The 12,472-nt window shown below is 65.0% G+C and carries 10 protein-coding genes; 7 read left to right on the forward strand and 3 right to left on the reverse strand.

All coding sequences use genetic code 11. From position 1 onward, the window contains the following. Positions 1 to 46: 46 nt before the first annotated feature. Positions 47 to 2,377 (forward strand): TonB-dependent receptor, encoded by a 2,331-nt coding sequence (locus tag ABB27_RS14385; RefSeq protein ID WP_057629473.1) that lies wholly within the window; start codon positions 47 to 49, stop codon positions 2,375 to 2,377. A 147-nt stretch (positions 2,378 to 2,524) separates the two neighbouring features. Here the strand turns inward: ABB27_RS14385 and ABB27_RS14390 are convergent, their stop codons facing one another. After that, on the reverse strand, positions 2,525 to 3,631 hold the full coding sequence (locus ABB27_RS14390) for a glycoside hydrolase family 18 protein (protein WP_057629474.1): 1,107 nt from the start codon (positions 3,629 to 3,631) through the stop codon (positions 2,525 to 2,527). A gap of 359 nt (positions 3,632 to 3,990) precedes the next feature. Continuing rightward, positions 3,991 to 4,830 carry an acid phosphatase gene (locus tag ABB27_RS14395; protein WP_057629484.1) on the reverse strand — a complete coding sequence of 280 codons (840 nt, stop codon included), beginning with the start codon at positions 4,828 to 4,830 and terminating at the stop codon, positions 3,991 to 3,993. A gap of 296 nt (positions 4,831 to 5,126) precedes the next feature. Between ABB27_RS14395 and ABB27_RS14400 the strand changes: the two genes are divergently transcribed. Then, the gene (locus ABB27_RS14400; protein ID WP_057629475.1) at positions 5,127 to 6,002 is read left to right on the forward strand and encodes a hypothetical protein; all 876 of its coding nucleotides are present in this window, start codon (positions 5,127 to 5,129) and stop codon (positions 6,000 to 6,002) included. Positions 6,003 to 6,013: 11 nt separating this feature from the next. Continuing rightward, positions 6,014 to 7,192, forward strand: coding sequence for a DUF4785 domain-containing protein (locus ABB27_RS14405; RefSeq protein ID WP_057629476.1), 1,179 nt, complete (start codon positions 6,014 to 6,016; stop codon positions 7,190 to 7,192). A gap of 39 nt (positions 7,193 to 7,231) precedes the next feature. Here ABB27_RS14405 and ABB27_RS14410 read toward each other — a convergent pair whose 3' ends face one another. Beyond that, positions 7,232 to 8,056 carry an ABC transporter ATP-binding protein gene (locus ABB27_RS14410; protein WP_057629477.1) on the reverse strand — a complete coding sequence of 275 codons (825 nt, stop codon included), beginning with the start codon at positions 8,054 to 8,056 and terminating at the stop codon, positions 7,232 to 7,234. A 126-nt stretch (positions 8,057 to 8,182) separates the two neighbouring features. On the opposite strand from ABB27_RS14410, the gene ABB27_RS14415 reads away from it, so the two are divergent. The 4 genes from ABB27_RS14415 (at position 8,183) to ABB27_RS14430 (ending at position 12,225) form a co-directional block, all read left to right on the forward strand. After that, positions 8,183 to 9,385: a DesA family fatty acid desaturase gene (locus tag ABB27_RS14415; RefSeq protein WP_152984599.1), complete on the forward strand. Its 1,203-nt coding sequence runs from the start codon at positions 8,183 to 8,185 to the stop codon at positions 9,383 to 9,385. Continuing rightward, entirely contained in the window at positions 9,382 to 9,711 is a 330-nt protein-coding gene (locus tag ABB27_RS14420) for an EF-hand domain-containing protein (RefSeq protein ID WP_057629479.1), read from the forward strand. Before ABB27_RS14415 ends, ABB27_RS14420 begins: the two co-directional genes overlap by 4 nt. Positions 9,712 to 10,174: 463 nt before the next feature. Then, positions 10,175 to 10,987, forward strand: a complete 813-nt coding sequence (mutM, locus tag ABB27_RS14425; RefSeq protein WP_057629480.1) for a bifunctional DNA-formamidopyrimidine glycosylase/DNA-(apurinic or apyrimidinic site) lyase — start codon at positions 10,175 to 10,177, stop codon at positions 10,985 to 10,987. A gap of 308 nt (positions 10,988 to 11,295) precedes the next feature. Next, entirely contained in the window at positions 11,296 to 12,225 is a 930-nt protein-coding gene (locus tag ABB27_RS14430; RefSeq protein WP_057629485.1) for a DUF4380 domain-containing protein, read from the forward strand. The last annotated feature ends 247 nt before the right edge of the window (positions 12,226 to 12,472 follow it).

The following is a 12,472-nucleotide window of genomic DNA, read 5'->3' on the forward strand; positions in this document are numbered from 1 at the left end:
CTTGCTAGGCGCAGTTCCCATTTCTCCTCAACAGGCCCGTCTCGCCATGTCCCCGACCCGTACCGCTCGCCGCCGCTTGCCGGCAGCGCATCCGCTGTTCGTCGCCGTTCTTGCCGTATTGCCCTTCACCGCTGCAGCGCAGGACGCGACCACCGCCCAGAAGGAAGCATCCACGCTGGATGCGGTAAAGGTGACGGCGGCGCGCAAAGTCGAAAACATCCAGGACGTGCCGGTTTCGATCAGCACTGTCAGCGGCGAGAAGCTCGACGCGCTGGCCTCCGGTGGTACCGATGTGCGTTACCTGTCCGGCCGCGTGCCGAGCCTGAACATCGAATCCTCGTTCGGCCGAGCCTTCCCGCGCTTCTACATCCGCGGCTACGGCAACACCGATTTCCGTCTCAACACTTCGCAGCCGGTATCGCTGGTGTATGACGACATCGTGCAGGAAAACCCGATCCTGAAGGGCTTCCCGATCTTCGACGTGGAGCAGGTGGAAGTGCTGCGTGGCCCGCAGGGCTCGCTGTTCGGCCGCAACACCCCGGCCGGCGTGGTCAAGTTCGACTCGGTGCGTCCGTCGCAGGAGTTCGAAGGCTATGGCAAGGTCGGCTACGGCAGCGACAACCTGTGGAACGTGGAAGCAGCCGTTGGCGGCGCATTGAGCGCACGCTGGTCGGCCCGTGTGTCGGCCCTGTACCAGCGCCGCGACGACTGGGTGAAGAACACCGGCCCGGGCCCGAACGACGGCCTGGAAGGCTATGACGAGTCGGCCGTGCGTGCGCAGTTCCTGTACGAGGGCGACACCTTCGAGGCCCTGCTGGGTGCGCACAAGCGCCACCTCAACGGCACCGCGCGCCTGTTCCGCGGCAATATCTTCAAGAAGGGCAGCAACGATTTCGTGCCCGGCTTCGACGAAAACAAGGTATCGATCGACGGCCTCAACCACTCCGAGTTGGACAGCAGCGGCGCCAACGCACGCCTGAGCTGGGACCTGGGCAACTTCAAGCTGTCGTCCATCACCGGTTACGAAACCGTGGACACCTTCAGCGTCGGCGATATCGACGGTACCTCGGGTCCGTACTTCACCGCGGATGTGCCATTCGCATCGGAAACCGCCGATGGCATTCCCAGCCACTCGCAGTGGACCCAGGAACTGCGTCTTGAATCGCAGAACGAAGGCCCGTTGAACTGGCAGACCGGCCTGTTCTACTTCAAGGAAGATTACGACGTCGACAGCGTCAGCTACGACACCACCAATGGCAGCAAGCAGGACGGCTTCCAGCGCATCAACCAGACCAATGATGCCTGGGCGGTGTTCGGCGGCCTGACCTTCCAGGCGACCGACAAGCTGGAACTGCGTGCCGGTGCGCGCTACACCATCGACAAGAAGGATCTGACGGTCAAGGACTACTGGAACACCGGTTTCTCGCCGTGCATCGCGCCAACCCTGACCAATCCGCCGGGCATTGCCAAGTGCGACCTGGCCGGTCTGCTCGCCGCGCAGCAGGCAGCCTTCGCCGCCGGCGATGCGGTTGATCCGTACCTGTCGGCATCGACCAAGGACAAGAAGTTCAACTGGGACTTCTCGGCCACCTATGCCGTCAATGACACCGTCAATGTCTATGGCCGCGTCGCCACCGGTTTCCGCGGCAGCTCGATCCAGTCGGCCGGTGCCTTCAACGAAAAGACCGTGGCCGATCCGGAAACCGTGTTGTCGTTTGAAGCCGGCGTAAAGGCCGACTTCTGGGACAACCGTGCGCGCTTGAACGCCAGCGTCTACCACTACCGGGTCAAGGACCAGCAGCTCACCGCCGTCGGTGGTTCCACCGGCAACGCCAACATCCTGCTCAATGCCGACAAGAGCGTGGGCAAGGGCTTCGAGCTGGATCTGCAGGCCTACCTGACCGACAACCTGCTGGTCACCCTGGGCAGTGGCTACAACCACACCGAGATCAAGGACGCCGACCTGAGCGTGGCCGGCTGCTTCTCCTGCACCGTGACCAATCCGCTGGATGCCAATGGCAAGGTGCTGATCAACGGCAACTCGCTGCCGCAGGCACCGGAGTGGACCCATAACATGACCGCGCGCTGGTCGCTGCCGCTGGCCGATGGCACCCAGCTCTACGTGTTCACCGACTGGGCCTACCGCAGTGAAGTGAATTTCTTCCTGTACCAGTCCAAGGAATTCACCGGCAAGTCGCTGCTGGAAGGCGGCCTGCGCGTGGGTTACCAGTGGAACGACGGTGACTACGACGTGGCCCTGTACGGCCGCAACATCACCAACCAGATCCGCGCCACCGGCGGCATCGACTTCAACAACCTCACCGGCTTCATCAACGAGCCGCGCCTGTGGGGTGTGGAGTTCAAGACCCGCTTCTAAGCGTTGGTTGTGTGAGTTGAACGAAGAAGGCGCGGAGCAATCCGCGCCTTCTTCTTTTCTGTAGTGCCGAGCCATGCTCGGCAAGGGGCGTTACCGGTGAAGCCCCTGCCGAGCATGGCTCGGCACTACAGGATCTACGCGCGGTGTTTAGCGCAGCGCCTCATGCAACACATCGAGCAGCTGCTCGTTGTCATCGCCACCCTGCTCCCAGTACATGATGCCGCCCAGACCCTGCTGCTTCACGTAGTTGGCCTTGAGCAACAACGATTGCGGATCGTCATAGCTGATCATGCGTCGCTCCTTGGCATTCCACAGCCACGGCACCTGTGCTTCTTCATCCCAATAACGCTGCCACTCCGGCGCGTTGAGGCGGGTGTGGACGATCTCGCGCCAGGTGATGAAGCCGCCCTCTGCGGTGAACTTCTGGAAGCGACCATTGTTGGCCGTGCCTACATCGCCGAAGGTGCGGCCATAGAACGGCACGCCGACATTGATCTTGGCGGCGGGAACACCGGCATCGAGAAAGTACTTCACCGCGTCCACGGTGGTGCGGCCTTCCGGCGTGGCCAATGATGAGCGGGCAAGTCCGGAATGATGGCCGGTGGTCTTGGTCAGGCTGCCGTAGAAGTCATACGTCATCAGATTGATCCAATCCAGGGACTGGGCAATGCGTGGCAGCTCCAGCCCCTGTGCCGCACGGCCCTCGGCGGCGGCGATGGTCAACAGGTAATGACGCTTGCCTGCGCCTTCGCGGTCCAGCCGCGCGCGCAGCTCTTCCAGCAGCAGGGTGAAGTTGTGGCGATCATCCGGGCTGTGGCTGATATCGGCGTCACCGAGCGTGGGGTACTCCCAGTCGACATCCAGGCCATCAAGCTTGAACTGGTGCATCAGCGCGACGCTGCTGTCGATGAAGCGCGCGCGTGCAGGCGCGCTGGCGGCGGCCTCGGAGAAGTTCCCCGCACCCCAACCACCGATCGACAACACGATCTGCAGCGCCGGGTTGTCCGCGCGCTTGGCAACCACCGCATGCAGGCGTGCGGGGTCCACATTTTCCGGCAGATAGACGGTGCTATCGGGCTTGACCACGGCGAAGGCGAAGTTGACCACGTCGAGCTTTTGCGCCGACAGCTGCAACGGCGCCGGGCTGTCCATCACGTAGCCGATCAAGCGCGGCGGTTGTGCATATACCGCAAAAGGCAGCAGGGCGGCGAGCAGCAGTGCGTGCAGGCGTGGACGTCGAAGGAATACGGGCATGAGAGTCCCCAATGAAAGGACCCCGGACTGTACCTGCAGAAGCCACAGGCGCGGCAAGGCGGTGACGTCGGAAACCATCCCGGTAGCGCCGGACCCTGCTCGACAGGGGCATTACCGGGAAAGCCAATCCTGTAGTGCCGAGGCATGCTCGGCAGGGGGCACTACCGGGAAAGCCTCTGCCGAGCATGGCTCGGCACTACCTACCGCCCCCTCCCTTTGCCGTAGGCAAGGGGAGGGCTGGGGAGGGGTTGGCTTTGGGGTCTTTCAAGCATTGCCAGCTTCGCGGCTGACGCCGCTCCCACAAAATCGGGTCGCTTGGATCTCGATGCCGAGCATGGCTCGGCACTACAGGAGCCTGCTTAGCGGGCTTCGGGGATGTCCGAGGTCAGCGCTGCGGTTTCCGCGGCGCAATCGCGTGGCAGTGGCTGATTGAGCGTGCGCGCGTGCGCAAGCTCCTTGCGCGCCTTGGCCAGGTCGGCGGCAAATTCCGGGTTGTCATGCAGCCTTGCCACGGTTGCCGCGCCCATGAACTGGCCCTGCTGCACGTCGCTATACCAATGCACGTTGCAGACCAGCCGGCTATGGCCGTAATTGCGGCCGCGTTCGATCAGCGCGGTGGCGTGGTCCGGATCGATCTCCGACAGGATCAAGGCCCAGGCCCAGCCGATGGCCGTATGCCCGGACGGGTAGGAGCCACTCTTGCGCAGACCTTCCTCATCGTCGGGGGTGCAGGTGGGCGCGTTGTTGACCATGAACGGACGCGGGCGCTGGTAGTGGTTCTTGGCGGCCTTGGTGGCAGCGCTGGCATCGATGCGGCTGCGCTCCAGCAGCTGGTACAGCACGGGGGTGGTCTGTGCGCTGACCGCAACACCGAGCGCGCAGCTGAACTGGTTGGCGCCGGCCGGGAAGCTCAGGTCGGCATCGGTATGGGCCTGCACGAAACGTGCGCTGCCGCGCATGGTCAGGGCCTGGTTGGCGACAGCGTCATCCAGCTGTGCGGCGGCGGAGCCGGGGCCTGGCGGTGCCGGGCTCAGCGCCAGGCTGTCAGGGATGGCATTGCCTTGCAGGTAGCCGACAGCGCGTTCGGGCGCCGGGGCATTTCCATCCGTGATGTGGGGGCCAGTGGTGCTGCAGGCGCCCAACAGGGCGGCCATTGCCAAGGTCAGGCCTTGGCGTGGAATACGGGCAAATCGCGACATTGCGTGTGTGACGGGGTCGATGGAACGGACCGGCATCATGTCACCGTTGGGCGCGCCGTGCCCGGCAGAGTTCATATTGCATTGCCCGATTGACTTCCATCGGATGTGGAAGACTGTGACGGCACCGTCATGCGCGCTGCGCATTGTTCAGCCAACAATCCAGGCTTGCGGGCAACGGCACCATTCAGCATTGGCTGATGATGCGCGCGTCCCGCGCCGCAGCGGCACGGATGTGGGGGCATCCAGCAGCGCCGCGGCAATCTCTTCAGGGGGAACACCAAGAGAGGAGATGTCGCATGACCATGAAGGGGAAGTGGCTTTGGGCAGGATTGGCACTGGCAGCGACCAGCACGGTAGCCAACGCGGCTGACGTGGTGGGCGTGGCCTTCGTGCATGGCACCGGCAAGCAGACCAATGCGCTGGCCGACTATTGGCAACCGGAGATCGTCAACACCGTGCGTTCAGGCCTGCCCAACAGCGCCAACTACACGGTGATCAATTGTGATTTCACCCAGTACATGTGGAAGCCGGACGCGGCTGGCTGCCTGGCCGGCCAATTGACCAGCTTCATCAACAGCCGTGGCATCACCAAGTTGGTGGTGATCACCCATTCCAACGGCGGCAACGTGATGCGCTGGATCATGTCCAACCCGACCTGGGACAGCCGTTACCCGGCCATCATCACGCGCCTGCACAAGGTGAACGCGCTGGCACCGTCTTCGGCTGGCACGCCGCTGGCCGATGCAGTGATGAACGGCAACATGTTCGAACAGGCACTGGGTTGGTTGCTGGGCTACGAAAACGATGCGGTGCGCATGCAGCAGGTCAGCTGGATGGCCACCTATAACGCCAACAATCTGTACGGCACCGTCGGGCGGCCCGCCCTGCCCAAGCCATTCCGTGCGGTGGTGGGCACCGAGGTGGAATCCTCGCCGTTCGATTCGGACAGCTACTGCGGCGGCTATACGCAGAATGTGGGCCTGGAGGCGACCCAGAATTGGTTGGCCAGCTGCTCGGACGGCTTCCTCAACTGCAGCAGCCAGTCGGCGGCCGGCAGCGTCTGGTTCCGTGACGTCAGCCGCACCCGCGATGCAGAGCCGCTCAGCCATGCGCAGAGCCGACGCAACTGCTTCAGCCTGGACACCATCCTGCGCGCCGACGTGAACCTGTGAGGAGCCATGCAATGAACAAGCAAACAACGTTGATGGTTGCGCTGGCCTGCGGTGGCGCATCGGTATTCGCGGCCAAGGCCGCCGTAGTCGATCGTGTGGCGCCGGCGGTGGTGTCGGCACCGGTGCCCGCCGGTGAGTTCGAGCACGCACCGGTGCAGTTCGCCTGGGCCTTGAACCCGGCCGATGTGGTCAGCGCAGCGGAGCCGGAGGTGATGGAGAGCCGCAGCTCCTGGCGCATGGTCGAGGCAGCCGAGCTGCAGAGCGGCGTGGACGTGCCGGTGTCAGCACCGGGGGCGGTGATCCAGCTCAGCCCCGCGCGTGGCGCCAAGGCGCTGGACGTGCAATCGCTGCAGGTGCGCGAAGGCAGCGCGCCGGTTGCGGCGCGGCGCTTTGAACGTGCGGCGTTGAAGGACGCCGGCATGGCGGTGGCGCCGGGCACCGCCATGCTCAAGTTGCAGGACAGTGTGCCCGGCCGTTACCGGGTGCAGGCGGCCGAAGCACGCGGCAGCTACGTGATGCAGGTGCTGGAACCGGATAGCCCGATGGTGCTGCGCGCACGCACCGATCGCAGCGTGGCCCTGGCCGGCGGCCAGCTGCGTGCGCAGGTGAACATGGACGGCGTGCAGTCCACCCGTGGCGAAGTGGCAGCGCGTCTGGCCGGCTCCAGCTTCACTGCCGAAGGCCTGCTGGTGGCACCGGATGGGCGCACCTGGACAGTGCCCATGCGCAGCGACAAGGCCGGCGGGCTGACCGCCGATGTGGCGGTTCCGGCCGCTGGCAGCGATGTGCAGGGCCTGTGGGAGTTGCAGGTGTTCGCCGACCAGGGCGGCATCGCCCGCGATACCCGGCTGGCATTTGCGGTGGCCAAACCGACGGCACGCCTGGCCAGCGCGGTGCGTGCCACCAGCCTGTCCGATCTGCGCTTTCCGGTGCAGGTTGGGGCGCCGGGGCGCTACGAGGTGCGCACCACGCTGTTCGCCACCGGCACCGACGGCAAGCTGCGCGCGGTGGCGCAGGGGCATAGCGCGGCCTGGTTCGCCAAGCCCGGGCGCGGTGAATTGGCCTTGAGCTTTGCCGACGTCAAACTGCCGGCCGGCTATGCCGCGCCCTATGAACTGCGGGAGGTCGAACTGCACGACCAGACACGGATGGCGCCGATCGAACGGCGTGCCCGCGCAGTGCGCTTCTGAGTGAAGGCAACGGGGTCGGCAAGTGCCGGCCCCGTCTGCTCAGGCTGACAGCACGTGGGCCTGCAGGTGGCCGCCGTGTTCGGTGACATCGATGCTGCCGCCAAATACCTCCGACAGCGGCGCGGACTGCAGCAGGTCGGCGCGGGTGCCATCGGCGAAGATGCGCCCGCCCTTCATCAACACCACGCGGTCGATCTCCGGGATCACTTCCTCGATGTGGTGGGTGACCAGCACCAGGGTGATGCCCTGCTGGGCCAAGTGGCGCATGCTGTCGATCAGGTGGTGGCGCGAGATCAGGTCCAGGCCGGTGGAGGGTTCGTCCAGCAGCAGCGCCTTGGGCTGGTTGACCAGCGCCCGGGCAATCAGCACGCGGCGGGTTTCGCCGGCTGACAGCTGGGCATAACTGCGGCCGAGCAGGGGCAGGGCGCGCGCCAGTTCCAGCGCATGCCGCGCGCGCTGGCGCATGGTGTCGGTGACGTCGCGGTGCGCCGGTACCACGTAGCTGGCAAAGAAGCCGGAAATCACCGCCTCCTCCACGCTGAGCCCGGGCATGTCCGACAGGTTGCTGGACAGATCGCCGGTGACGATGCCCAGCTGCGCCCGCAGCCGGTCCACCTGCCAGCGGGTCTGGCCCATCACCTTGACCGGCACATGGCCATCAGCGCGCGCCAGTGGATACAGTTCGCGCGTGATCAGCTTGATGAATGAGGACTTGCCGCAGCCGTTGGGGCCGAGGATGGCAGTGTGCTGGCCCTGTTCGATGCGCAGGTTCAGCTCGTGCAGCACGCGCACCTGGCCGCGGATGACGCAGGCGTGGTCCAGTTCAATCAGTGGGGCCGCTTCAGCGGCGGGAACAATGGACATTCAGGAGTCGGCGGCAGCTGAGGATTCGACCAACGGACGTGCCGCAGGTGGATGAAGTTTGCGCCGACAGCCCCCATCATGTGTAGCACTGGTTTCATCTGGCACCGCTTGCCTGGAGTCCCCGCAATGTCTGACGCACTGCTCGATATCCTCACCGGTGGCATTGCCGGCCTGGGCTGGTGGGGCATGCTGGCGGTGCTGCTGCTGTTCACCCAGCTCACCATCTTTGCGGTCACCTTGTACCTGCATCGCAGCCAGGCCCATCGTGGTGTGGATTTCCACCCGCTGGTGTCGCACTTCTTCCGCTTCTGGGTGTGGCTGACCACCTCGATGATCACCCGTGAGTGGGTGGCCATCCATCGCAAGCACCACGCCAAGGTGGAAACCGAGGACGACCCGCACAGCCCGGTCACCAAGGGTATCGGCAACGTGTTCTGGCGCGGTGTGGAGCTGTATCGCGAAGCCCGCAGCTTGCGCGGCGATATCGAGCAGTATGGTCGCGGTGCGCCGGAAGACTGGATCGAGCGCAAGCTCTATACCCCGCACGCCAACCTCGGCCCGATCAGCCTGTTCGCGATCAACACCGTGCTGTTCGGCCTGCCGGGCATCGCCCTGTGGGCGATCCAGATGGCGTGGATTCCGTTCTGGGCGGCCGGTGTGGTCAACGGCCTGGGCCATTGGTGGGGCTATCGCAACTTCGAATCGGCGGACACCTCGACCAACCTGACGCCGTGGGCGGTGTGGATCGGTGGCGAAGAACTGCACAACAACCATCATGCCTTCCCCTCCTCGGCGCGGTTCTCGATGCGGCGCTGGGAGCTGGATATCGGCTGGCAGGTGATCCGCGTGCTGCAGTTCCTGCGCCTGGCCAAGGTATTGCGGGTGGCACCGAGCATGGACATCCGTCCGAACATCGCCGTGCCCGACGCCGATACCTTGAAGGCATTGCTGTCGCATCGCTTCCAGGCGATGACCGACTACCAGCGCAATGTATTGGCGCCGGCGCTGAAGGAAGAGGCCGCCGCAGCCGGTGCCAAGCTGCGCAAGCTGTTGCCACGGCGCATGCGCAAGGGCCTGGTCAACGATGGCCGCTGGCTGAAACCCGACTGCCGTGCGCAGTTGAACAACTGGGTGCAGCAGCGCCCGCGCATCCAGTTGCTGGTCGAACACCGCGCACGCCTGTCGGCATTGCTGGAAGCACGCAGCCATGACGCCGCCGAGCGCCTGCGCCAGCTGCAGCAGTGGTGCCAGGAAGCCGAAGCCAGCGGCAGCGCTGCCTTGCAGGCCTATGCCGCCCGCTTGAAGGGCTATTCGCTCAGCGCCGCATGAAGACGATTCTTTTGGTTTGTCTGTTGGGCGCAGCGCTGCCGGTGGCCGCGCAGGTGCAGGACACCAACGAGTACCTGCAGCGCATGGACAGCGATGGCGATGGCCGCGTCAGCCCGGACGAATACCTGCAATGGATGCTGTACGCCTTCGACAGGATGGACCGCAATGGCGACGGCGTGCTGGACGCCGCCGAGCAGCCCGGCGGCCGCGGCAAGCCGATCAGTCGCGACGAACAGCGGGAGGTGATATTGGCCCGCTTCGCGCGTCAGGACGCCAACGGCGATGGCTACCTCAGCGCTCGCGAGCTGATGGCGCCCCCGCGCTGAGCTGCACCGGTTCGTTGACTTGTGGGAGCGGCATAAGCCGCGAAACTACAAATCCAACCGCAGCCAATAGCGCATTGCAATCGATACAAGCCCGCCGTCCGCCATCACCAGCTTCACGGCTCACGCCGTTCCCACAAATACAACTACCTGACATCCGAACCCCGCGTTGTAGGAGCGGCGTAAGCCGCGAAGCCAAAAATCCAACCGCAGCCAATAGCGCATTGCAATCGATACAAGCCGGCAGTCCACCATCACCAGCTTCACGGCTCGCGCCGTTCCCACAAATACAATTGCCTGAGGTCCGAACCCCGCGTTGTAGGAGCGGCGTAAGCCGCGAAGCCAAAAATCCAACCGCAGCCATTAGCGCATTGCAATCGATACAAGCCGGCTGCCCGCCATCACCTGCTTCACGGCTGACGCCGTTCCCACAAACAAAAGTAAACACCATCGCCTTGAGGCCCGCATGCCAGAACTACCCGAAGTAGAAACCACCCGGCGCGGGCTGGAGCCGCATCTGGTGGATCGCCGCATCCACGGCGTGATCCTGCGCCGGCCGGACCTGCGCTGGCCGATTCCTGCCGAGATCGAGCAGCTGCTGCCGGGCCAGCGCATCGAAGCCATCCGTCGTCGCGCCAAGTACCTGCTGTTGGACACCGAGCTGGGTAGCGCAGTGCTGCACCTGGGCATGTCCGGCAGCCTGCGCGTGCTGCCTGGTGATACCCCGGTGCGCGCACACGACCATGTCGATATCAGCCTGGAAGACGGGCGGCTGCTGCGCTTCAACGACCCGCGCCGCTTTGGCAGCCTGCTATGGCAGCCGGCCGGTGAAACGCATGAGCTGCTGCGCGATCTTGGTCCGGAGCCGCTGGATGCGGATTTCGATGGCGACTACCTGTTCCAGCGCAGCCGTGGCCGCAAGGCGCCGATCAAGACCTTCCTGATGGACCAGGGCATCGTTGTCGGCGTGGGCAATATCTACGCGGCGGAAAGCCTGTTCATGGCCGGCATCAATCCGCTACGCGAGGCCGGCAAGGTGTCACGGGCGCGCTATCAGCGCTTGGCCGACGCGGTGAAGGAAATCCTGGGCCATGCGATCCAGCGCGGCGGCACCACCCTGCGCGATTTCATCAGCCCCGATGGTGCACCCGGTTATTTCGAGCAGGAGCTGCTGGTGTACGGCCGCGAGGGCGAGACCTGCAAGCAATGCGGTCGCGCGCTGCGCTATGCCAGCATCGGCCAGCGGGCGACGGTGTGGTGCGGGTACTGCCAGCGCTGAGCGCAGGGGCTGCAGGCGAAGCTCAAGTGCTACCCCTCCCCAGCCCTCCCCTTGGCTGCGCCAAAGGGAGGGGGCAAAGGCGGCACTGCCGCGATCTGAACGTGCGCGTGAGCTACCCCCTCCCTTTGGCGCAGCCAAGGGGAGGGCTGGGGAGGGGTAACGCTTTTGCCTGCAGCGCCCAGACATTGCGATGATCAGCCTCCACTCCCTGACCGGCGATACGCATGCGATCTCCCTGGCTTTGCCTGTTGTTGCTGCCCACGCTCGCCGCCGCCGGCAACCCGCCAAAGCAGGAGCAAGTCGGTGAGTTGCAGACCGACCAACTGCAACTGCAGGTGACCTCTGCCTTCGGCGGTCGCGCGTTGTCGCTGCAGCGCAAGGGCGAGCCCAACTTCCTGCGTATCGGTACGGCGGTAAACACGCAGCCGAGCCCTGAAGTAAAAGCAGAAAGCGGCGACATCGCCTACCTCGGCCACGACGTCTGGGTCGGCCCGCAATCGCAATGGTGGTCGCACCAGCAGATCAATCCGGAGCGCCGCGCCGCGAGCGCCAATTGGCCGCCGGATCCGTGGCTGTCGCTGGCCCCCGCACAATGGCTGCAACGCGACCCGGATCAGCTGCGCCTGCGCGGCGCCGCCAGCCCGGTTACCGGCATGCAGTTGGAGAAAACCTTCCGCCTCGACGCCGCGCATCCGGACACCGTGCACGTGCAGGTCAATGGCAGGAACATCCGCGATACGCCCGTCGCCTGGGACCTGTGGTTCAACACCCGGGTCCATCCCAACACCCGCGTATTCGTGCCGGTCAGCAGCGCCGATGACATCCGCGTCGACGGTGCACCCGATGCGTCGCTGCCCGACCACCAGTGGCAGGACGGCATGCTGACGCTGCGCGCCGGTGATGCCAGCAGAGGCCCGCGCGGCAAATGGTTCGTGCAGCCCTCGGCTGGCTGGATGGCGGGCTTCAATGGCCGCCAGGTGTTGGTGATCCGTTTTGCGCACCAGCCCGTCAGCGCCATCCACCCGCAGCAGGGCCAGGTGGAGCTGTACCTGGACGCTGGCGGCATTGCCGAAGGCCTGTTGGAGCTGGAAGTGCATGCGCCATACAAGACCCTGCAGCCCGGGCAACAGATGCAGGCGACCGAGCAGTGGACGCTGCTGGCCTGGGAGGGCGGCGATGATGCCAAGGCGCAACGCGCATTCTTGTGCGCCCAGCAGTTGCAGGAAGCCTGCCGGTAGCACCGTAGCCCGGGTAAGCGCAGCGCACCCGGGGCTGTTGGCAGGGGCGGTGGTTGCATTGATGGGAAGGCCCCTGCCGAGCACGGCTCGGCACTACGCCCCCTCCCTTTCGCGAAGCGAAGGGGAGGGTTGGCGAGGGGTAAGCTTCACTGCTTCTGATGTGGCGGTGGCTTCGCGGCTTACGCCGCTCCTGCAACGTTATGGATTGCTGGTGAAGCCCCTGCCGAGCATGGCTCGGCACTACAGG

This window comes from Stenotrophomonas terrae, assembly GCF_001431465.1.
Lineage (GTDB): Bacteria > Pseudomonadota > Gammaproteobacteria > Xanthomonadales > Xanthomonadaceae > Stenotrophomonas > Stenotrophomonas terrae.